Consider the following 21,772-nt stretch of genomic DNA (forward strand, 5'->3'; position numbering starts at 1 on the left):
CCCTCAACCAGCGCTAGCACAAGCAAAAGCGGTTGCTCCATGCTCTCCCCTCTGTTGTTGAGCATCGACCAGGGCACCACCAGCTCCCGCGCCGCCGTCTACGACCTGGAAGGCCACCGCTTGCTGAGCCGCTCGGCGCCGCTCGAGAGCCGCTACCCGGCCGATGGCTGGGTGGAGCAGTCGGCAGGCGCCATCTGGCTCAGCCAGTTGCAGGCCCTCCGTGAGCTGGAGCAGGCCCTGAGCCCTGAGCAACGCCGCGCTGTGGCCGCCTGCGGCATCGCCAACCAGCGCGAAACCACTGTGCTCTGGCGGCGCGGGAGCGGGGAACCGCTGGCTCCGGTGATTGTCTGGCAGGACGGCCGCACGGCGGCCCTCTGTGCCGAATGGAAACAGGCCGGGCTGGAGCCCTTGATCCGGGCCCGCACCGGCCTGCTGGTGGATCCTTATTTCAGCGCCAGCAAAATCGTCTGGCTGCTTCGAGAGATGCCCGCCGCCGCTGCAGCGGCAGCGGCTGGCCAGCTCTGCTTCGGCACGGTCGACAGCTGGTTGCTGCAGAACCTCAGTGCCTCTGGGCGCCACGCCAGCGAATGCAGCAACGCCAGCCGCACCCTGCTAATGGATCTGGAGCAGCTGCGCTGGGATCCCGAGCTGTGCGCGGCCCTTGGGGTGCCCCCATCGGCCTTGCCGGAGCTGCTGCCCAGTTGCGCCGCCTTCGGCACCATCGCGCCCGGCTTGCCGTTCGCGGGGGTGCCGATCACCGCCATGCTGGGCGACCAGCAGGCGGCCACCCTCGGGCAGGGCTGCCTGACCGCCGGTGAAGGCAAGTGCACCTACGGCACCGGCGCCTTCCTGGTGATCAACACGGGGCCCACGATCCATCGCTCCAGCGCGGGCCTGCTGAGCACGGTGGGCTGGAGCGATGCCGCCGGCCGGCCCACCTATTGCCTGGAGGGCAGCCTGTTCAACGCCGGCACCGCCATCCAGTGGTTGCGCGATGGCCTCGGGCTGATCGAGCGCTCCGAGCAGGTGAACGAGCTGGCGGCACGCTGCGACAACAGCGGTGGGGTGATGCTGGTGCCTGCCTTCACAGGCTGGGGAACGCCCCACTGGGATCCCTCGGCCCGGGGTCTGCTGATCGGTCTCACCCGCGACAGCGGGCCGGCCCAGATCGCCAGGGCAGCCCTGGAGGGGATCGCCCTGGCGGTGGCCACCCTGGTGCAGCTGGCGGAGGAGGCCCGTGGCCAGCCCCTGCTGGAGCTGGCTGCCGATGGAGGAGCTGCGGCGTCTGACCTTCTGCTGCAGGCTCAGGCCGATGCCACGGGGTTGCCGGTGCTGCGCCGCGCCGATCTGGAGAGCACCAGCCGTGGGGTGGCCCTGCTGGCGGGTGTTCAGGCGGGCGTGCTGCCCGATCTCGCGAGCTGGTCCCGGCTGGCCGGTGAGCCTGCACCCGAGCGCTTCTCGCCTCGAATCGACGGGCCGTCGCGGCAGCGTTGGCGGGCCCGATGGCACTCGGCGGTGGAGCGCAGCCTGCACTGGCATTCACAGCCCGCCAGTGTGGGCGCAGCCGAATCTGAGCGATGAGTGTGGATCTGCTCGTGATCGGCGCTGGGGCAACCGGTGCCACCATTGCCCTGGAAGCGGCACGGCGGGGCCTGAGCGTGGCCCTGGTGGAAGCCGGCGACATCGCTGGCGGCACCAGCAGCCGCAGCACGAAGTTGCTGCATGGAGGGGTCCGCTACCTGGAGCTGGCCTTCCGCCGACTCGACTGGCGGCAGCTGCAGCTGGTGCGCGAAGCCCTCTCTGAGCGGGGCCACTGGCTGGAGGCGGTGCCCTTCCTGGCTCGGCGGCTGGAGTTGCTGCTGCCCAGTGAGGGGCTGCTGCAGCAGGCCTACTACGGCCTTGGCCTGGCGGTGTACGACCTGCTGGCTGGGCGGCGCGGCATCGGCTCCAGCCGCTGGCTCTGCCGTGAGGCGGTGCAAGAGCTGCTGCCTGAGCTGAAGGCCGGCCAGCTCGGAGTGGCCTACGGCGACGGTCAGTTCGATGACGCGCGCCTGAACCTGCTGATCGTGCGCACCGCCGCCCGCCTGGGGGCCGAGGTTTTCACGCGAACCGAAGTGGTGGAGCTGCTGCGCCAGGGCGATCGGCTCAGCGGCGCCGTGCTGCACGACCTGGCCACGGGCCAGCGGCGCAGGCTGGAGGCCCGGGTGGTGCTCAATGCCACGGGCATCGGCGCCGATCGGATCCGTCAGCTGGCCCAGCCCGACCTGCCTCCCACCCTGCAGGTGAGCCGCGGGGTGCATCTGGTGCTGGCCGCCGACCTCTGCCCCGGGGGGACCGGATTGCTGATCCCCTCCACGGACGACGGCCGGGTGCTGTTCGTGCTGCCGTTTCACGGCCGCACCCTGGTGGGCACCACGGACACCCCCTGCGCATCCAGCGAGTCCGAGAGGCCCAGCGAGGTGGAGGAGGCCTACCTGCTCGACTATGTGCGCCGCTGGTTCCCGGGCCACGGGGAGCCGGTTGTGAGCAGCCGCTGGGCCGGCGGCCGCCCCTTGCTGCTGGGGAATGGCGACTCAGCCAGCGCCGGGACCGCCACGGTGGTGCGTGAGCACCAGGTGGAAACGCTCCCCTGCGGTCTGATCAGCGTGATGGGCGGCAAGTGGACCACCTGCCGGCCGATGGCCTTCGATGGACTCCAGGCCGTGGCACAGCTGCTGGGTGGCCCCCTGCCCGCTCCATCCGCCGAGGCCGCTGCTGTCCCGATCCACGGAGCGGCGGACACTGGCGCGGCCACCATCGCTGGGCTTGACCGTCTGCGCCTGGAGCTGTCCCAGCGCTTGCCCGGCGGCGACCTGGCCCTGCTGGAGCACCTGCTGGCGTGCCACGGGCTGGAGGTGGAGGCGGTGCTGGCCTGTGCCGCCAGCCCGGCCGAGCTCGAACCCCTCAGCGCGGTGATCCCACTCACCGCTGCCGAGGTGCGCCATGGCGTGCGCCACGAGTGGGCCCGGTCGGCCGATGATCTGCTGGCCCGGCGTTGCCGCCTGGCCTTTGTGGACAGCGCCGAGGCCGAGCGACTGCGGCCTGTGGTGCAGGCCCTGCTGGATCAGGAGTTGGCGTCGCTCGAGTCCTCGCCCACCAGCCACCAGAAGAATCCGTAGGCCGGCAGGTACACGAACCAGGCCTCGCTGGCGGGGGGAAACTCGCAACCCCAGAGGGTGTCGCGCATGCGGCTCCCCTGCCACTGGCCCAGGTCAAGGCGGCTCGAGGCACCGGTGGCCGCCAGATTCGCCGCCACCACCACGGTCATGCCATCGCTGTGGCGGGCGTAACAGAGCACGCTGGGGTGCGCGCTCTCCAGCAGCTCGAAACTTCCCTGGCGCAGGGCAGGAAGCAGCCGCCTGCTGGTGAGCATGCGGTGGTGCCAGTTCAGCAGGGAGCCGGACAGCTGCTTCTGCACCTCCACATTCACCACCCGGTAGTCGTAGCCGGGGGAGGTGATCGGCGGCAGCACCAACAGGGGGTCAGGGGCCGTGGAAAAGCCGCCGTTGCGTTCACTCGTCCAGGCCATCGGCGTGCGGTTGGCATCCCGGTCCCGCAGGCCCGGCCAGTCGCCCATCCCGAGTTCGTCGCCGTAATAGAGGCAGGGCAGGCCGGGCAGGCTGTAGAGCAATCCGTGCAGCAGGGTGTTCGGCCGCGGGTCGCCGTTGAGCAGGGGTGCCAGGCGGCGGTTGATGCCCCAGTTCAACCAGTGCTCCCTGGCCTCGGGGAAGCCAGTCATCACGGCCTGCACCACCTCGTCCTCCACCAGGTGGCCATCACCGAGCCAGAGTTCGTCATGGTTGCGCAGCGGTAGGGCCCAGCGGCAGCCCGGCACCATCTCCTGGGCGTGCTGCAGACAGTTGCGGAGCTTGTCGCAGCGCCCCCGGGCCACGGCGGCAAAGAGCTGGGCGGTGAGGGCGAAATCGAAGGCGGCGTGCAGTTCGTCATCCGCCAGGTAGGGCGCCGACTCCTTCACCGGTTGGATGGCCTCGGCGATCAGCAGCAGGTCGCGCCCGGAGCTGTCCACCCGGGCGCGCAAGCGCTTGAGGAAGGCATGGGTTTCAGGCAGGCCTTCGCAGCGGGTGCCTTCGCGCTCATGCAGGAAGGGCACCGCATCCAGGCGGAAGCCATCAACGCCGCGCTCCACCCAGAAGTCGACCACCTCCAGCATCGCCTCGGCAACGGCGGGGTTGTCGTAGTTGAGGTCTGGCTGGTGATGCAGGAATCGGTGCAGGTAGTACTGGCGGGCCACGGAATCCCACTGCCAGTTGGAGGATTCGAAGTGGCGGAACAGCACCTGGGCCTCCGGGTAGCCGCGGTCGTCGTCGCGCCACACGTAGAAGTCCCGCTCGCTGCTGCCGGCGGGCGACCAGCGGGCTCGCTGAAACCAGGGATGCAGCACGCTCGTGTGGTTGAGCACCAGATCGAGCAGCACCCTGATGCCGTGCCGATGGGCCTGATCCAGCAGCCGGGCCAGATCGTCGAGGTTGCCGAGATCGGGATGAATCGCCGTGAAATCGGTGATGTCGTAGCCACCGTCCCTCAGCGGTGAGGGATAGATCGGCGTCAGCCAGATCGCGTCCACCCCCAGCCATTGAAGGTAGGGAAGCTGGCTGGTGATCCCGTCGAGATCACCGATCCCATCGCCGTTGGCATCGGCGAAGGAGCGCGGCATCAGCTGGTAGATCACGCAGCCGTTCCACCAGTGGTCCTTTTCGATCGACATCGATGGCCGGGCCCTAGAGGGACCTGAGCGTGCCCAATTGCTGCTCGGCCCAGTGCTGAACCGTGAATTCATCCACGGCCTGGGTCATCGAGGCCATCCGCTGCACCTGCTCCTCCTGGGGCATGTCGAGGGCGTCGCTGATGGCCCGGTCCATGCTGCGATGGGAGTAGGGATTGGTGAGCACCGCATCCTCCAGCTCCACCGAAGCGCCGGTGAATTCCGAGAGCACCAGCACGCCCCCCAGTCCCTGGCGGGCCGCCACGTATTCCTTGGCCACCAGGTTGAGGCCGTCCCGCAACGGGGTGATCCAGCAGACGTCGGCCTGGCTGAACCAGCCCATCAGCTCCTCGTAGGACGTGCGGTGGGTGGAGAGCCGAACAGGAGTCCAGTCGATGCGCCCGAAGCGGCCGTTGATACGGCCCACAATCTCCTCCACCGAACGCTGGATGTCTTCGTAGATGCGCATGCCACTGGCCGCCGCCACACAACCCAGGAACAGCTCGACTCCGCCATGCCAGCGCGGCTGCTGCTCCAGCAGGCGCTCATAGGCCAGCAGCATTTCCTCGTTCCCTTTGGTGTAGTCGACCCTGGAGGCGGAGAGAATCAGTTTCCGGCCCTCGTGCTGCTCGGCGATCGTGTTGGCCATGGCCTTCACCGCTGGTGTGACCACCAGGTCGCGGATGAGCTCAGGGGAGGTGCCCACAGGAGAGGCCTGGATGTGAACCCGGCGGCAGTTGTGATCGATCCAGGGCACCACCGTGGGTTCCGAGAGGGCACTGCCATAGCGGCGGAATTTCTTGGCCACGGGAACGGGATCGGCCCCTTCAGCCCCGCGCAGGTTGATGGCGCAGCGGGCGAAGTTGTTGGCGTAGGAGGGAATGTGAAAGCCGACGAGGTCGCAGCTGAGCAGGCTGTCGAGGATCTCATCGCGCCAGGGAAGGATGCTGAAGACGTCGCTGGAGGGAAACGGGGTGTGGTGGAAGAAGGCGATGCGAACATCCTGGCGCTGCTCGCGGATCATTGCCGGGGTGAGCCAGAGGTTGTAATCGTGAATCCAGATGGTGGCACCAGGGGCTGCTTCCTCACAGGCGGCACGCGCAAAGGAGCGGTTGACCTCTTCAAAGGTGGCCCAGTCGGAATTATCGACGCTGAATAACCCTGGGAAGTTGTGCAGGATTGGCCAGAACGACTCTTTGGAGGTGACGTGATAAAAACTGGAGATCTGCTCCGGGGTTAAGGGAAGCCTTCTGAGGGTGAATGGACTTGGTGATGTGAGATTCAGCCGTTCATCGGCATTGGCGGAACAATTGGCATCCTGGCGCCAGGAGATCCAAGTTCCTGATCGCTCCTCCAGAAACAGATTCCGAAGAGTTGGGATGACACCGTTGGGGCTTTTCTGGTCGACCCACTGGCGATTGCCTTCGCTGTCGAAGGTTTCTTCGTAGGGAGACCTGTGGTAAACAAGGACGAAATTGCTGCTTCCGCGCTTCATGGCGCCAGGGGAGTTGGGCTGATCGGCTGTTTTCTTGTCAGAACTGCTGGAGCGGGCTGCAGATTCGCCCAGCGATGAAGTCTGAATTTCTCCCTGCTTTTGCTGTAGTTTTTGCGCCAAGGCTTCTCCACCCTCTCGTTTGATGCCATTCTATACTCGATGAGACGAAACCGCTTTGCTATCACGAGCGCGACCCGCCTCCTCCCCTGTCACAAAGCCGAACTCTTGAGCTCCTGAGGCTGGCCAAATCCGCCGGCCGTGTCCAGATTGCAGAAGGTCTGCCTTGCGACCTCCCGTGCCGAGACAGTTCTCTGTGCCGCGACTTCCCTCCCCCCTTCAGCTGGTTTTGACGTTGTCTCCTTCCCGTTTGGGCAGCTGGTTCTTGCCGGTTGGACTGACCCTGCTCACCGGCCTCCTGTCGGCGGCGGCCGCTCGCGCGGAGGGGGTCGTCGACCGGGTCGCCCGCAGCGGTGAGCTGGTGCTGGTGGGGCACCCCGATCAGGCGCCCATGCTCTCCCTGGACGTCCAGGGGCGGCCAGTGGGTTACGCGATGGAGGTGGCCAATCGGATCGCGGCTGAGCTGGCCCTGGCCGCGGGGCGTCCGGTGCGGCTCCGCTTCGAGCCTGTGGCCGACCCCGCTGATCTGGGCCAGCGGCTGGTGGGCGGCCAGGCCGATCTCGCCTGTGGCGTGCCCTTCACCTGGGAGCGGGACATCACACTCGACTATTCCCTGCCCTTCGGGCTCTCCGGTCTGCGGCTGCTGGCGCCCGCTGGTCGTCTGGATGGATCGCCCCAGTCGCTGGCCGGGAGGCGCATCGGTGTGGTCGCCAACTCTCTTGGGGAAACAGAGCTGAAGGGCATCCAGCCGAAGGCCCAGCCCGTCGGTTTTGCGGATCTCTCCCAGGCGGTGGCAGCCCTGCAGGGCGGCTCAGTGGATGGGGTGATCGGTGACAGCACCCTCCTGGCAGGCCTTGTCGCCGGAGGGAAGGGTGCCGCGCTGGCTCAGACCCCCTCGGAGCCCTACGAGCGCTATGCCGTGGCCTGTCTGGTTCATGAGAACGACTCCGCCTTCCGCAACCTGGTGAATCTGGCGATTGCACGGCTGCTGCAGGGTTACCTCGATGGCCAGCCCGAGGCGGTGAGCGCCATCGATCGCTGGGTGGGACCCGGCAGTGCGCTCAACCGCACGCCGGATCAGATCCGCAACTACTTCGATGCGGTGCTGCTGGGGGTGGAGGCCCTGCGCCCTCTGCCGGCCCAGGCGGGTTCTGCCCCCACCAGGCCCACTGCTCCCTGATGCCCTGAGGCGGCCCACCCGGCGCGTCGCTGTCTCTGCCCCTCCCCCGCTTCCACCCTGCTCCGATGGCCTTCTTCACCCGCTCCCGGCTCTTCGGCATCCTGTTGCTGGCTGCCTCCTTGCCCCTGGACCCTGGGGTGGCCCGAGCCCTGGCGGCTTCCGGCTCAGCTCCCCCGGCCGGTGATCAGCCCCACCAGGCCGATGCCATCGAGGGGCGCCTGCGCCGCATTGCCGCCGCCATTCGCGAGCACGACGACGCGGACGCCGGGGGGAACGGGGTCGCCGCTGACGACAGGCTGGCGCGGGTGTTCGTCAACGGACCCAGGGTCGGCTGGGGCAATGGAGGCTTTCGCAATGGCGGCTTCTTTAACGGTGGCTTCCGTAATGGCGGCTTCTACAACGGTGGCTTCCGCAATGGCGGCTTCGGCAATGGCGGCTTCCGCAACGGTGGCTGGCGCAATTACTGGTGAACGAGTCCATGCAGGTCCAGGTCGGCCCGCTGCGCCTGCTGGTGGTGCAGCCCACTCCGTTCTGCAACCTCGACTGCGACTACTGCTACCTGCCCAGCCGGGATGACCGCAGCCGGCTGCCCCTGGAGATCCTGGACGCAGCCCTGGAGCGGGTGCTCGAGAGCCCATTCCTCGACGGTGGCTTCACTCTGCTCTGGCATGCGGGCGAGCCACTCACCATGCCGATCGCCTTCTACGACGCGGCCTCCGAGCGGATCCGCCTGGCCCTGGAGCGCCACGACCTGCCACCCCAGACAATCGTGCAGTCGTTGCAGACCAACGCCGTGGTGATCGACGACGCCTGGTGCGACTGCTTCGAGCGCAACGGCATCCATGTGGGCGTCAGCATGGATGGGCCGGCCTTCCTCCACGACGCCCACCGCCGCACCCGCACCGGCCTCCCCACCCATGGGGCAGTGATGCGCGGCATCGCGGCCCTGCAGCGCCGCGCCATCCCTTTCCAGGTGATCTGCGTGCTCACCGCCGATGCCCTCGATCAGGCCGACGCTCTCTACGACTTCTTCACCGGCGCCGGCATCACCGACGTGGGCTTCAACATGGAGGAAACCGAGGGGGAGAACCTGCGCTCCACTCTTGAGCGCCCCGATGGTGAGCGCCGCTACAGCGCCTTTCTGGAGCGTTTCTGGCAGCGGATGCGGGCTGAACCCGGCCGGCTGCGCCTGCGCGAGTTCGATGGCATCACCAGCCTGGCCTGCGGTGAGGCCCGGATGGAGAGCACCGACATGAACACCCCCTTCGCGATCGTGAACGTGGACGCGAAGGGCAACTTCTCCAGTTTCGATCCGGAACTGCTGGCGGTGGCCACCGCCGAGTACGGCGATTTCATCTTCGGCAACGTGCTGCAGGGCAGCCTTGAAGCGGCGCTCAGCACCGAGAAGTTCCAGCGGGTGTGGCGCGAGATCAAGGCCGGAGTCGACCTGTGCCGCCGCGACTGCGCCTACTTCGGTCTCTGTGGTGGTGGTGCTGGCAGCAACAAGTACTGGGAGCACGGCCGCTTCGACTGCAGCGTCACGGAGCACTGCCGCTACCGCATTCAGTTGGTGGCCGATGTGGTGCTCTCGGGGATGGAGCGGGAGCTGGGGCTGAGCGCCTGAGCCGAACCGAAGATCAGCCTGGCCTGGATCGCCAGTGTCACGTTGATGACGAGCTGTGGGCAGACAAGCCCAACGTCCTTAGTCTGAGCCGGATCTGGACATGATGGGCGTTGAAGGTTCCACAGATCCTGGGTCTGCTGAGTGGGGATGGCAGCAGGCCCCTGAGGCAGCAATTGGCCATCACCCTCGCCGTGGTGTTCACCGCGTCGATCCTGGTGGCGGTGCTGTTGCTGGATCAGCTGTTCGCCTGGCAGGCCAGGGGGCTGATCGATCAGCGCTCAGGATTCTTCATGGACAGCATGCTGGCGGTTCGGGAGTACACCAGCAAGGACGTCAATCCAATCGTCGCGCCGCTCAATGAGGGCCCAGGCGTGTTCCGACCAGAGGCCGTGCCCAGCTATTCGGCCACTTCCGTTTTCGAGTACCTCAAGCAGGCTAAGCCTGATTACAAACAATATTCCTACCGCGAAGCCGCGCTCAATCCAACCAATCTCAAGGACAAGGCCGACACGTTCGAAGCCTCGATCATTCAGGCGTTCAGGGAGGCGCCCAGCACGGGCTCCCTCACTGGCGAGAAGGTCACACCCCTGGGGCGATTCCACTACGTGGCCCGACCGATCAAGATCTCCAAGGACAGCTGTCTGGTCTGCCATTCCACCCCCGAGCGTGCGCCACGCAGCCAGCTGCTGGCCTATGGCGACAGCAATGGTTATGGATGGCAGCTCAATGAGGTGGTCGGCGCTCAGATCGTCACGGTCCCCCAGGACGCCGTCCTCAAGGCTAAAAGGCAGTCGCTGCTCACCACCGCCCTGCTGCTGGCCTTGGTGTTCGTGGTTGTCGGACTGGCGGCCAACTCCGTACTCAATCGGTTGATCCTCAGGCCCATGCGCCAGATCAGTCAGAAGGCTGAGGAGGCGAGTGTCACCCCGGCCAGTGTGAGCTTTGATGAGAAGAGTCGTGCCGACGAGATTGGCCTGCTGGCCAGAAGTTTCGAGAGAATGAAGCAGAGTCTGGCGATTTCGATGCAGATGCTCAAGGATCGACAGAAGCCCTGATGCCTGGCAGCTGGCAGCGCTGGTGCGAATGCTGGATGGCTGGAGCAACAGCACCCGTGATGCTGCTGCTGGCGCTGGTGCTCGGCGCCTGTGGCTCCAGCCCCGGTTCGAGTTCAGCCTTGTGTGGCCCCACTGGGGTGCTGAGGGTTGGGCTGCTGGCTCCCAGTGAGGGCAGCACCAATACGGCCCAATCCTTCTCCGACGCTGAGCTGCAGGCTCTCAAGTCGTTGCTGCTGCAGGCCAGTCGCTGCGATGTTGCTTTGGAGCCGCTCAACAGTGTCGATCGGGCCCGCACCAGCCTGAGCGAACGTCGCTGGGATCTGGCTTTCCTTCCCCCGGGTCTCACGGCCTATGCCATGGGTTCCTCAGCTGGCTACACCTCTGTGAGGTCGCTCGGGTCCAGCCGCCGCTCACGTTCGGCGATCCTGGTGCGGGAGTCGAGCCGAATCCGCAGCCTCCAGGATCTGCAACAGGCCAGGATCGGCTTACTGCCACGCGGTTCCCTCACGGGGTTCTACCTGCCGCTTTACAACTTGCACGGACTGAATCTGGCTCGCGTCAGCTATGCCCTCAATCACGCCGCCCTTTTGGCCATGTTGGATCACGGCGAGGTGGAGGCGATCGCCTGGGATGAGGCCTTGCCTCCGCCTTCTCTTGCGGTGCGGCGCCTGCACGTGGATGCCCATGTCCTGCCTCTGGGGGCACTGGTGTTGAGCGGTTCGCTGACCAGCTCCGACTACATCGCTTTCCTCAGAGCCCTTGATGATAATGCGGCCCAGATGCCGACCGGCCTGGGGTATGCGGCCGGTGTGCTGCCGGAACAGCAGGCGATACAACCGCTCAAGGCGATCGTGGAGAGCGTGGAGGCCTGGCAGCTTCCCCTCGACGGACAGCCTTATCGGGTGTATGGAGCCAAGGCGGCCGGATGACGATGCATTCTTCCCAGGCACGCCATCTCAAGGTGATCGTGTTCAGCGATGTGGTGGATTCATCGGCGCAGATCTTCGCCGATGAACTGATCGCCATTCAGCGCATCAAGGAAGATCTGGCGATGATCCGGGAGGCCGTGCAACGGCATGGTGGTTGTCTGGTGAAGAGCCTCGGTGATGGCATCCTGGCCACCTTTGATGCTCCGACCCAGGCCCTGGAATTCGTGGAGGACGTGGTGATTCGCATCACCCGTCGCGGTAGCCAATCGCTACAGCACCGCTTCGGGCTTCACACCGGCGAGATCTATGTCAACGGCGACGATATCATTGGCCGGGGCGTGCATCTGGCCTCACGACTCCAGACCACGGCACCGGTCAATGGCGTGGCCTTTGTCCAGTCCACCTTTGAGTTGGTTGATCCCCGCTTCCAGCGCCGCTCTGTACCTATGGGCCCCGTGGAGCTCAAGGGTCTGCCGAACGCTGTGATCTGCTACGCCATCGAATCCGACGCGCTGATCGGTGAGCAGGCTGGTGCGGCCCTGGCGGAACTCGGTCTTGAAGCTCTCTTGGCGGATACCCCTTACCGCCTCGAGCGGCCTCTGAGCGCAGCCCCTGGTGGTGGCACTTATCTGGTGCGAGAGCAGAGCCGCGATCGGCCTGCCGTGCTCAAGCTGATCGCCTGTGATGCCACCAACCTCGATGCCCTGCAGGTGGAGGCGGCCTGCTTCGACCGCCTGCGCCATCCCAGCCTGCCCCGTTTCGTGGATGCGTTCGAGCATCGCGGCTCCTTCCTGTTCCTCCAGGAGTACATCGCCGGAGCATCTCTGCAGGGTTCGCTCGATTCCCTGCGCCGCAAGCAGCGGTTGGCGGAGTTGCTGCGTCAGGTGCTGGGCGTGCTGGAGGCCATCCATGCCGCCGGGATTGTCCATGGCGATCTCCACCCCGCCAACCTGATTCCCGCCGAAACGGGCGGTTCACTGTTCCTGGTCGACTTCGGTTTGCTCAAGGCCCGCTCGTCCGGGGGCAGCCTGTCGGGAGAGCCCCTCAGTTGCCGCCCCTTCTTCAGCCCCCCGGAGCGGGCGCGTTTCGGCAGCCTCAGCCCCAGTGGCGATCTCTACGCCCTCGGGGTGATGGCCCTCTGCCTTTACACCGGTCAGGACCCCTCCGACCTCTATGACAGGGCCGAAGGGCGGTGGCTGCTCGAGGATCTGGTGGATTCGGAATTGATCGATTGGCTCACTCCTCTGCTGGATGAATCCCCTACCCGGCGCCTTGGCAGCGCCACCGACGCCCTGCAGCGGCTCGATCGCCCCTCGAGCCGGGCCGGGGCGTCCTCTCCACGGGCGTTCGTGGATACGGGCGGGCTGCCACCGCTGGGGGATCAACTCCGCCCGCTGCGCAAAGCCGTGTTGCAGAGGACGCTCACGGCTACTTACGGCCCCGTGGTGGAACTGCTGCTGGAGAGCTCTGCTTCGATCGTCGCCGGCCAGGAGGTGGAGGCACTGCGTCAGCGGCTGGTGGGCGCGGGTCTCTCCCTGGCTGATGTGGACGCGGCCTTCCAGGAGGCCCAGGAGGTGGTGCCTGCCCCTGATATCCCCCAGGGGAGGAACCTTCCCTCCCCCGGCAGTCCTGGCTCTGCTGGGGACACCCCCCCAGGGGATTGGCAGGATGGGCTTCTTCCAGTACTGCGAGAGAGGATCGGACCGATCGCTGATCTGCTCTGGAGCGATCCCCTGCGCCAGGCCTTAGCCGTGGATCCGCCCGAGGCCCGCCGGTTACTGCTGCAGTCGGCCGTGCCGCCGGAGGTGGTCGACGAGCTGCTCCACCAGGCCCGGACCCTGCGTCAGCATCCCGCTTCGCCACTGCCGGCTCCACCCGCCACCCCTGGTCCCGCCCCCCTGGCCCCTGAGGTGGGGCCAGGGGCGGCTGAGTCGGCCCAGCACCTTGAGGAGGTGCTGGTGGAGTTCATCGGCCCGATCGCGAGCACCGTCCTCGCCTCGGTGCGGGACCTCCCGCCGGCGGAGCGACTCAAGGCGGTGATGGCTGCGCTGGAGGGCTTCGGTGTCGAGGCGGGGACTCTTCAGCAGCTGCGTCGACGCTTGGGTCTGTCCTGAATCTGTGGCTCATGGCCCCTGTCGGGCTGTCGACTCCGGCCTGCCACCCGACCCCGGAGAGGGATGATCGTGAAACGGTCGTTCCCCCCTCGCGGCTGACCCGCCGCACCCACCAGCCATGCTTCGCATCGCCCACGCCCTCGACGCCCAGCTGCGCGCGGCCTTGGAGCGGGCCTTCCCAGAGGAGGTGGCGGCGGCGCACCGGGCCGGTGCTCCCCTCGATCCACAACTGGCGCCGGCCAGCCAGCCGGAATTCGGAGATTTCCAGGCCAACGGAGCCCTCTCCCTGGCCCGGCGGCTGAAGCAGGCACCGAGGGCCATCGCCGGCGCGATCGTGGAGCAACTGGCTGTTGATACGGCGTTTACCGAGCTGTGCGAGCCCGCCCAGATTGCAGGACCGGGCTTCATCAACCTCACCCTGCGCCCCCGGCAGTTGGCGGCGGAGCTGCGCAGCCGCCTGGGTGATCAGCGCCTGGGGGTGCCTGAGGTGAGCGGCGCTGCGACCGGTGCTGCAGCGGCCCCGGTGATCGTGGATTTCTCCAGCCCCAACATCGCCAAGGAGATGCACGTGGGGCACCTGCGCTCCACGATCATCGGCGACGCGCTTGCGCGGGTGCTGGAGTTCCGCGGCCACCCGGTGCTGCGTCTCAACCATGTGGGCGACTGGGGCACCCAGTTCGGCATGCTGATCACCCACCTCAAGCAGGTGGCTCCTGAGGCACTCACCACCGCCGATGCGGTGGATCTGGGCGATCTGGTGGCCTTCTACCGCCAGGCCAAGGCACGTTTCGATGCTGATGAGGCCTTCCAGGCCACCTCCCGCGAGGAGGTGGTGAAGCTGCAGAGCGGCGATCCCGTGAGCCGCCGGGCCTGGCAGTTGCTGTGTGAGCAGTCGCGGCGTGAATTCCAGCAGATCTACGACCGTCTCGACATCCGCCTGAGCGAGCGGGGGGAGTCGTTTTACAACCCCTACCTGGAGCAGGTGGTGGCCGATCTGGAGGCCAGCGGCTTGCTGGTCACCGATGCCGGTGCCCAGTGCGTGTTCCTCGAGGGGGTGAGCGGCAAGGACGGCCAGCCGCTGCCGCTGATCGTGCGCAAGAGCGACGGCGGCTTCAACTACGCCACCACGGATCTGGCGGCCCTGCGCTACCGCTTTGCGGCGCCACCCGAGGGGGATGGCGCCCGCCGGCTGATCTACGTGACCGATGCAGGCCAGGCCAGCCACTTCGCCGCTGTATTCCAGGTGGCCCGCCGCGCCGGCTGGGTGCCCGAGGGCGGCCGGCTGGAGCACGTGCCCTTCGGCCTGGTGCAGGGGGATGACGGTAAGAAGCTCAAGACCCGCTCCGGCGACACGGTGCGCCTCAAAGATTTGCTGGAAGAAGCGGTGGAGCGCGCCGAGGCTGATCTGCGCCGCCGCCTGGCGGAGGAGGAGCGCCAGGAGGAGGAGGAGTTCATCACCCATGTGGCCACCACCGTGGGTCTTGCGGCGGTGAAGTACGCCGACCTGAGCACCAACCGGAACACCAACTACCAGTTCAGCTTCGATCGCATGCTGGCCCTCTCCGGCAACACGGCCCCCTACCTGCTCTATGCCCTGGTGCGGATCGCCGGCATTGCCCGCAAGGGGGGCGTGGGTGCGGGAGAAGGAGATGCGGCCGGGGTGTTTCCTGATCCCCTGGTGTTCAGCGAACCCCAGGAATGGGCCCTGGCGCGGCAGCTGCTGGCGCTGGATACGGTGATCGCCGAGGTGGAGGAGGAGCTGCTGCCCAATCGGCTCTGTTCCTACCTGTTCGAGCTCTCCCAGGTGTTCAACCGCTTCTACGACCAGGTTCCGGTGCTCAAGGCTGATGAACCGGCCCGGGGCTCACGTCTGGCGCTCTGCCGCCTCACCGCCGACACGCTGCGGCTGGGGTTAGGCCTACTGGGCATCCCGACGCTGGAGCGGATGTGACCGGGTGAGGGCGCGTCCGGATCACCGCACTGCCGCGTAAGGTCCCAGACAAGCGCATGGACCCTGGAGGCATGCACCGATGGCGACAGAATGACCAGGCACGTCCATTCCCAGGGACGTCTTTGAGGGTCGTATCAGGACTGCCTCCGCGGTCTTTGGGGACTAAATATTAAACAACCTCAACGGTGTAGCGCGTCTCCATGGGGTGGCTGTCAACTAACGCTGGTCATCACCTGCCCGCACATAGCTGAAGGCAAAACAGATCCAAAGGCAGTTGTGAATCCGAGGGGGCGGCACAAGTGCATGGCTGTGTTAGCCAGGCCGCTACACAGCAAGCATAGCCTGCAGAACACCCAGGAGTTCAGTCAGCGTTGTGTCGGGCAGACCTCCCAAGCGTTTGACGAGGCGATCTCTATCGACTGCCCTCAGCTGATCAGCCACCACGTGCCCATTCTTTCCGTCGAATCTGCAGCGCACACGAAATGGGTATGGATGGCCACCTGTTGTGAGCGGCGCAACAATGAATGTGCGGAGGTGAGCATTCAGCTCATCCGGCGAGACAACAACGCAGGGCCTTGTTTTCCTGATTTCGGATCCACGCGTTGGATTCAAGGCAACAAGAAAGATGTCCCCCCTTGAGACAGGCTCTTCAGTCACCATGACCAGTCTTCGTCATCAAAACGCGTGGCAGCCATTTCATCGAGAAGTCCTTCTGGCTCCCACGTGGATGCTGCTTCTGCCCATCCAGCCCTTGGATGCGTGGAAGGCCTGATGGTCACCACACCCGGAGCGGCCTCGATTTCGACGTCATCCGTCAGCCCAGCAACCTCCAACAGCGGCTTAGCGAGCCGTATCCCTCTCGAATTGCCGATTTTGACCAGCCTCCCTCGAACCACGGCCATCTCTCGCAAGCGTGCTCACATTGTATTCACGCCGGAGTCCACTGGGCATGGCCCTGCTCCGGCAACGCTGCCCCCGAGTGAAAGGCAAGGAGCCAGGGGCGGATCAGCAGAGAGGGCATGGTGGCCTCTCCACTCGAGGGGCTGGTTTTCAGCGTTTCAGCGGCTCAGAACGCTTGATAGCAGAAGGCGGAGGCGATGGCGATCACCGGCAGGAAGAAGCTATCCCCCAGACTGCTGTTCCCCAGCGGTTTGGCCTTCTATCCAGCATCGTGGTCGGCTGAGTTGATTGGCCATCACGGCAATCAGCTGATTTCAGATCCAGGTTATGCCTCAAGAGGTGTCTCAAGTGGGCCGTATCGCACGCACCCGGTGTTCCTGCGGGCTGATGCCACGGACTCGCTTGAAGGCTGTGCTCAGTGCGAACGGCGTGCTGTAGCCCAGGGCGTTGGCAACCGTGCCGACGGTAGCCTCCGGGTCGCAGAGCATGTCGGCGGCGAGGGCCAGTCGCCAGCTTGTCAGGAACTTCATCGGCGATTCCCCGACGACGTCCCGGAAACGTTTTGAAAGCGCCGAGCGTGAGGCCCCCACTTCGTGGGAGAGCTTCGCCAGCGTCCATGGAAACGCTGGTTGCTGATGCAGCACCTGCAGGGTGCGGCTGACCAACGGGTCGCTGTGGGCCCGGTACCACGTGGGCGCGTCAGCTGATGGTCTTGTGAACCAGGCGCGCAGGATCGCGATCAGGAGGAGATCAATCAGCCGGTCGAGCACGGCCGCCTGGCCCGCACACTCCTTCTCCATTTCCTCGCACAGCAAGCTGACGAGCGGCGAGCCCCAGGTGTCGTTGGACAGCGTCAGCACCGGAGGCAGGACACGCAGCAACCGATCACTGATGTCGCTGGTCGACTCATAGGCGCCCACCAACATCAGCGTCGAACCGTTCGGATCGTTACCCCAGGTCCGAACTCCGTGCATCAACTCCTGCTCGAGCGACTCCCCGTCCAGGTTGGTGCAGCGTTGACCGGGGTGAATCACGATCTCAGGTGCGGTGGCCGGGTTGTCTGCCACGGAGTAGTGCACCGGCGCACGGGTCACGGCAACGTCGCCCACGCCGAGGCGCACCGGCTCGCTTCCGTCGGGCACAACCCAGGCGTGGCCGCGCACGATCGCCAGCACCGTGATCGGGGACTCGGCGAGGATCCGCAGCGACCACGGCGGACGCATCACGGTACGCAGCGCAAAGGCTCCACGCGCACGCGGACCGTCCAGCAAGCCACCAAACAAGTCCATCGTCCCGAGGCTAAGGCTGGACGCTCGCGTATGGATCTGAGCAGCTCAGCGATGGCCCGATCGGAGGTTCCTGCCGAGGATCTGAGTCGACCCTCTCAACCAACGGATGCCAAGCACCAACCACAACGAAACGATCCTGGTGATCGGAGCGAGCGGCAAGACCGGTCGCCGCGTGACGGATCGGCTCATCGCCCAGGGTCGGCGGGTTCGTCCCGTGTCCCGCTCGACGCAACCACGCTTCGACTGGCAGGACCCCAGCACCTGGTCGCCATGCCTCGACGGCATCGCAGCCGTGTACATCACCTACTTCCCAGACCTGGCCCTGCCCGGCGCGGCCGAGACCGTGGACGCGTTCGCGCGACTCGCCGTCGCGCGCGGTGTTCGGCGCCTCGTGCTGCTCTCCGGCCGCGGCGAGGCGGGGGCCCAGCGCGCCGAACGCTACCTGCAGAACTCGGGGGCCGATTGGACGATCGTCCGCTGCGCGTTCTTTAACCAGAACTTCGACGAAAACTTCGCCGACTCCGTGCGCCACGGCATTCTCGGGATGCCGGCCGGGGACACCGCCGAACCGTTCGTCGACGCCGATGACATCGCCGACGTCGTCGTTGCCGCACTGACAGACGACCGTCACATTGGCGAGCTCTACGAACTGACAGGCCCTCGCCTGCTCACGCTCGCCGAAGCTGCGCAGGAGCTGGGCGACGCCATTGGCCGGGAGGTGCGCTATGTGCCGCTGAACGCCGAGGAGTTCGGCGCCGAGCTGGGAGCCCACGGGATGCCTGCAGCGGACGCCACCCACCTCGCCATGTTGCTCAGCGAGGTGCTCGATGGCCGCAGTTCCTACACGGCTGATGGAGTCTTGCGGGCGCTGGGACGACCAGCTCGTGATTTCGCCGATTACGCGAAGGACACCGCCATGACAGGCGCCTGGCGCCTCGAGACGTTGGCTTCATGACCCTCCGGATCATCAGTGGATCAACAGGGCGGCTCCTTGCCGGGATGCACTTCGATCACTCACCACGTGCCACGCAACCATCGTGTGGACCGTGATGATCCCGAATGCGCCGCAGGGGCGGACTACTGGGAGATCGATCAGCCTCAGTGGATCCCTATGAATCACCTTCGCTCGCTCGCGCCGCTGTCCTCGGCGGCGCTCCTCGGGTTCTCCCTTGCCTGATCACACTTTTCACGGCCTGACTGTCTTGATCGCCTGGTGAACCGTTGCTGCCAGGGCTTGTGCCGGCCGGTCCAGGTCTCCACAACGCCCAACCCACGCCTGAGGCCCTGCTCAACGGAGAGTTCAGGAAGAAATCCGCTCGATCCCAAAAGACCGCAGCACTGACGTTGGCCTCGGTGATCCCCCAGAAGGCATCTACTCTTACCTGCTCAAGGAACCTTCTCCTTCATCCCTATTCCTCGATCCCGAAGAGTCGGCCGTGTGTGAGCATCCATTCTTGTCTCATCATCGTGAATGAGTGATGAAGCAGCAATAGGAGCGAATGACCTCGCTGCCCAACGCCAAGATCAGAAGCGGGAATCAAACTTGGCAGAGCTAGCAGCCTTAGCTCCCGTCTTCTGTATCTTGATGTTAGGCGCTCACTTATTCTAACCAGTTCTTCGTCTTGCTAGCACTGTAGGACCTCTTGCGGCTTGAACAATAACCTTCTTCTCTGATTGGAAAATCTCATAAAGCAGCTTGTCCTTCTCGTCTTTATGCAAAGTCTTCAAGGAAGAAATTACTCCAAGCTTTTCGGCGACTACCTGATCCAAGCTTTCCCCAAGGTCGAAATACTTCGCTATCTTGTTCGCCGCCTCAATAGCAGTACCAACTGTGGCTTCCCCGCTGCTCCATCGATTCAATTCACCAATGACCGTGTCAACAAGATCACGAACAAGACGATCATTCTTCCTAAGTGCCTTAGTGACCTCTTTTAGAATCGAGAAATAGTCATCACACTCATGCGCTAAGGCTTAGATGGTGTAAACCCTCCAACGAGTGGAAACCTTAGTTTCCCGCGGCCTCCATGCAGTCGTTTCTCCATATGAAGGGCTGGCCAGTTTGCGCTTTCTCCGTCTCCAGCTTGATGGGTGTCAAAGGCAAGATCCTGCCCTTTGATTAAACGATTTAACTTGGCCATGTAGAACAAACTGCCAAATTCAATTATGTGGCGCAAGGCCGAGTTACTTCAAGAACTTAGTTTACGAGCGCAGAGCAACAAACGAGTATGAAGCGAGCGTCCGACTTCGAAAGAGTAGGCTCATCAAGCGGTGCGTGACGAATGCCTTGAGCATTGCTCGTATAGCCGTAGAGAGACGAGAACGCACTCTTCAGTGCCGGATGAAGAGCATGTGTCCTCTCAAGCTCGTTCAGTACGACCCCAAGCGTTGCGGAGGGCTTCTTGGCAATCTGCTTTGCTAAAGACTCCACGGCGCAGATGCTCTCCTTTATTGAGTTGCGATAGTCGGGAGACGTGCGATCGGACATCAATGCCAATGCCGAAGTAAGGTGACTCGACACACCTGCATAGGGTCCGGCGGCCTCGATCGCCATTTCTACCGCTTCGATTTCGGCCTTCGAAGTAATTTCAGCAATTTGGCCTTCAACGAAGCGGTATGCAGAGTTCTCCCGCGCTAGGGAGCCTCTGGGCAACGAGCCCTGAAAGAGGGGCCAAGGATGCAATTTGCTCGGAATGAACAATTTTTGGCGGATCTGAGGTTGGCTTGGCCTGATATCCCCCTTTCGGGTGCCAAAATGTGCCCATGTTGGCCGATTCTTTCCCTCGACAGGCACACTGATCCCCTGATCACGTACTGCATAGCAACCTGCGACGTGCCATGAACAGGTTCGAGAGGGCTACCAGCACATTCACTTTGCAGCGGTTCTTGAGCATTCCCCGCAGCCGGGTCTTCTGAAAGCCGAACTGCTGTTTGATCACCCGAAACGGATGCTCTCCTTTGGCGCGGATATGCGCTTTGGCAGTTTCGACCAGATCATCCAGTCGACCCTCCGGCGTATCCGGCAGCACTCGGCGCCTTCCGGGTCGCATGGCGACGCGGAAGCCGATCCCGCGGCCTTGCATCTCGTCTCGCTTCTCGATTCCCTGGTAGCCGGCATCTGCATAGACCAGGGTCTCCTCGCCGTGCAGGAGATCAGAGGCTGGGGTTAGGTCGTGCACATTGGCAGCTGTGGTTTCCACTGAGTGGATGAGGCCGTTCTCGCTATCCACGCCGATGTGGACTTTCATCCCGAAGTACCACTGCTTGCCCTTGCAGGTCTGGTGCATCTCCGGATCCCTCTCCTTCTTCTTATTTTTGGTGGAGCTGGGCGCCGCGATCAAGGTGGCATCAATGATCGTGCCCTGCTTCATCGCCATGCCGTTGGCCTTGAGGTGGGCTTTGACCACCTCAAAGATCTGTTTGCCGAGATCGTTCTTCTCCAGCAAGTGCCGGAACGCGAGAATGGTGGTCTCATCAGGGATCCGGTCGCTGATCATGTCGATCCCTGCAAACCGGCGCATCGTCGGCACCTCGATCAGCGTATCCTCCATCGCTGGATCGCTGAGGTCGTACCACTGCTGCAGAAGATGGATTCGCAGCATGGTTGCCAGCGGATAGGGCGGGCGACCACCCTTGGGGCTGGTCTTGGGGTAGTAGGGCTCGATCAGATCAATCAGCGCTTTCCACGGCACCACCTTCTCCATTTCGGCCAAAAAACGCTCGCGCCTCGTGCGCTTCTTGGCCGTGGTCTGCTCGTAATCACCGAATCCGAGCTGCTTGCTGCCCATGAACCCAGTCCGCGCCTGCGATTACAGGGATATTTTCGCGCGGATGGCTCGGGTTTTCCAGAGTCTCCCTAGAAGTTCATTGCACATATTCATAAAACGCCCCCGTGTTTCTATAGGTCCATTTTCGCAATGAACTCGACGAAGTCGTAAACTTCAAACCACTGCGCGTTGAAATAGTAGCTGCGCAGCTTCTGCAGGAAGCTTTCCCAGTAGTTCTCGATCTCATCGGTGGGCTTCTTAAAGTAGTGAAGCCATAAGGGAAGCTCTGAATAGCCTCCTTACGGACGGCTCTCCCTGTTGAGACTAATTGCGCTGCAGGGCTCCCAATTTCCCGTCTTAGGGTTGATCAGAGGTTCCTAGGCTGATGATTAGCTCAGAGAGTGTGGATGAGAGTGTCTTGGTCCCCCGCTGAAGAGGCCCACCAAACTGGTTTCGTACCCTGCCCCAATAGCAGAGGCTGAGAAGGCTCCACAGTCCGGCACGCAGTTCATCATCAATACTCTCGCGTTGCGCGAGCTTACCTACTGGAGTGAGGCCGACACGTTGTGAGAAGCGCATGCTGATCAGTTTA

At 64.3% G+C, this 21,772-nt stretch carries 18 protein-coding genes and 1 pseudogene; 10 read left to right on the forward strand and 9 right to left on the reverse strand.

The window, feature by feature from the left end; genetic code table 11:
* The first annotated feature begins 39 nt into the window (after positions 1-39).
* Both WH5701_RS14555 and WH5701_RS14560 read left to right on the forward strand, forming a co-directional pair.
* Positions 40-1,581 carry a glycerol kinase GlpK gene (locus WH5701_RS14555; protein ID WP_006173266.1) on the forward strand — a complete coding sequence of 514 codons (1,542 nt, stop codon included), beginning with the start codon at positions 40-42 and terminating at the stop codon, positions 1,579-1,581.
* The gene (locus WH5701_RS14560; protein WP_006173267.1) at positions 1,578-3,158 is read left to right on the forward strand and encodes a glycerol-3-phosphate dehydrogenase/oxidase; all 1,581 of its coding nucleotides are present in this window, start codon (positions 1,578-1,580) and stop codon (positions 3,156-3,158) included. The genes WH5701_RS14555 and WH5701_RS14560 overlap by 4 nt, the downstream gene beginning before the upstream one ends.
* Here WH5701_RS14560 and WH5701_RS14565 read toward each other — a convergent pair.
* Together WH5701_RS14565 and ggpS are read right to left on the reverse strand one after the other, a co-directional pair.
* The gene (locus tag WH5701_RS14565) at positions 3,104-4,765 is read right to left on the reverse strand and encodes an alpha-amylase family protein (protein ID WP_006173268.1); all 1,662 of its coding nucleotides are present in this window, start codon (positions 4,763-4,765) and stop codon (positions 3,104-3,106) included. The genes WH5701_RS14560 and WH5701_RS14565 overlap by 55 nt on opposite strands.
* Positions 4,766-4,778: 13 nt before the next feature.
* Positions 4,779-6,257 carry a glucosylglycerol-phosphate synthase gene (gene ggpS / locus WH5701_RS14570; protein WP_006173270.1) on the reverse strand — a complete coding sequence of 493 codons (1,479 nt, stop codon included), beginning with the start codon at positions 6,255-6,257 and terminating at the stop codon, positions 4,779-4,781.
* A gap of 382 nt (positions 6,258-6,639) precedes the next feature.
* On the opposite strand from ggpS, the gene grrP reads away from it, so the two are divergent.
* The 7 genes from grrP (at position 6,640) to argS (ending at position 15,227) form a co-directional block, all read left to right on the forward strand.
* The gene (gene grrP / locus WH5701_RS14575) at positions 6,640-7,554 is read left to right on the forward strand and encodes an extracellular substrate binding-like orphan protein GrrP (RefSeq protein ID WP_232201949.1); all 915 of its coding nucleotides are present in this window, start codon (positions 6,640-6,642) and stop codon (positions 7,552-7,554) included.
* Positions 7,555-7,619: 65 nt separating this feature from the next.
* The gene (gene grrA, locus WH5701_RS14580; protein WP_006173272.1) at positions 7,620-8,024 is read left to right on the forward strand and encodes a GrrA/OscA1 family cyclophane-containing rSAM-modified RiPP; all 405 of its coding nucleotides are present in this window, start codon (positions 7,620-7,622) and stop codon (positions 8,022-8,024) included.
* 8 nt (positions 8,025-8,032) lie between these two features.
* The gene (gene grrM, locus WH5701_RS14585) at positions 8,033-9,178 is read left to right on the forward strand and encodes a cyclophane-forming radical SAM/SPASM peptide maturase GrrM/OscB (protein WP_050751568.1); all 1,146 of its coding nucleotides are present in this window, start codon (positions 8,033-8,035) and stop codon (positions 9,176-9,178) included.
* A gap of 110 nt (positions 9,179-9,288) precedes the next feature.
* Positions 9,289-10,233, forward strand: coding sequence for a DUF3365 domain-containing protein (locus WH5701_RS14590; RefSeq protein WP_006173274.1), 945 nt, complete (start codon positions 9,289-9,291; stop codon positions 10,231-10,233).
* On the forward strand, positions 10,233-11,162 hold the full coding sequence (locus tag WH5701_RS14595; protein WP_006173275.1) for a PhnD/SsuA/transferrin family substrate-binding protein: 930 nt from the start codon (positions 10,233-10,235) through the stop codon (positions 11,160-11,162). Before WH5701_RS14590 ends, WH5701_RS14595 begins: the two co-directional genes overlap by 1 nt.
* Entirely contained in the window at positions 11,159-13,276 is a 2,118-nt protein-coding gene (locus tag WH5701_RS14600) for a protein kinase (RefSeq protein ID WP_006173276.1), read from the forward strand. The genes WH5701_RS14595 and WH5701_RS14600 overlap by 4 nt, the downstream gene beginning before the upstream one ends.
* A 118-nt stretch (positions 13,277-13,394) precedes the next feature.
* Positions 13,395-15,227, forward strand: a complete 1,833-nt coding sequence (gene argS / locus WH5701_RS14605) for an arginine--tRNA ligase (RefSeq protein WP_006173277.1) — start codon at positions 13,395-13,397, stop codon at positions 15,225-15,227.
* Between the two features lie 324 nt (positions 15,228-15,551).
* Here the strand turns inward: argS and WH5701_RS17005 are convergent, their stop codons facing one another.
* The 3 genes from WH5701_RS17005 to WH5701_RS14610 all read right to left on the reverse strand — a co-directional run bounded on the left by WH5701_RS17005 (position 15,552) and on the right by WH5701_RS14610 (position 17,416).
* Positions 15,552-15,887 (reverse strand): type II toxin-antitoxin system PemK/MazF family toxin, encoded by a 336-nt coding sequence (locus tag WH5701_RS17005; protein WP_071934310.1) that lies wholly within the window; start codon positions 15,885-15,887, stop codon positions 15,552-15,554.
* Entirely contained in the window at positions 15,881-16,129 is a 249-nt protein-coding gene (locus WH5701_RS18545) for an AbrB/MazE/SpoVT family DNA-binding domain-containing protein (protein ID WP_071934311.1), read from the reverse strand. The genes WH5701_RS17005 and WH5701_RS18545 overlap by 7 nt, the downstream gene beginning before the upstream one ends.
* Before the next feature lie 342 nt (positions 16,130-16,471).
* Positions 16,472-17,416 (reverse strand): AraC family transcriptional regulator, encoded by a 945-nt coding sequence (locus tag WH5701_RS14610; RefSeq protein ID WP_006173279.1) that lies wholly within the window; start codon positions 17,414-17,416, stop codon positions 16,472-16,474.
* 106 nt (positions 17,417-17,522) lie between these two features.
* On the opposite strand from WH5701_RS14610, the gene WH5701_RS14615 reads away from it, so the two are divergent.
* Positions 17,523-18,371, forward strand: a complete 849-nt coding sequence (locus tag WH5701_RS14615; protein WP_006173280.1) for an NAD(P)H-binding protein — start codon at positions 17,523-17,525, stop codon at positions 18,369-18,371.
* A 1,239-nt stretch (positions 18,372-19,610) separates the two neighbouring features.
* Here the strand turns inward: WH5701_RS14615 and WH5701_RS17795 are convergent.
* The 4 genes and pseudogenes from WH5701_RS17795 to WH5701_RS18875 all read right to left on the reverse strand — a co-directional run bounded on the left by WH5701_RS17795 (position 19,611) and on the right by WH5701_RS18875 (position 21,759).
* Positions 19,611-20,066, reverse strand: a complete 456-nt coding sequence (locus WH5701_RS17795; protein ID WP_156776776.1) for a hypothetical protein — start codon at positions 20,064-20,066, stop codon at positions 19,611-19,613.
* 154 nt (positions 20,067-20,220) lie between these two features.
* Positions 20,221-21,201, reverse strand: coding sequence for an IS5 family transposase (locus tag WH5701_RS14625; RefSeq protein WP_006170153.1), 981 nt, complete (start codon positions 21,199-21,201; stop codon positions 20,221-20,223).
* A 110-nt stretch (positions 21,202-21,311) separates the two neighbouring features.
* Positions 21,312-21,428 (reverse strand): annotated as a pseudogene (locus WH5701_RS18870) (hypothetical protein); the annotation flags it as partial.
* A 109-nt stretch (positions 21,429-21,537) separates the two neighbouring features.
* On the reverse strand, positions 21,538-21,759 hold the full coding sequence (locus WH5701_RS18875) for an AbiJ-NTD4 domain-containing protein (RefSeq protein ID WP_198005213.1): 222 nt from the start codon (positions 21,757-21,759) through the stop codon (positions 21,538-21,540).
* Positions 21,760-21,772: the final 13 nt, after the last annotated feature.

The organism is Synechococcus sp. WH 5701 (assembly GCF_000153045.1).
Classification (GTDB): Bacteria; Cyanobacteriota; Cyanobacteriia; order PCC-6307; family Cyanobiaceae; genus Regnicoccus_A; species Regnicoccus_A antarcticus.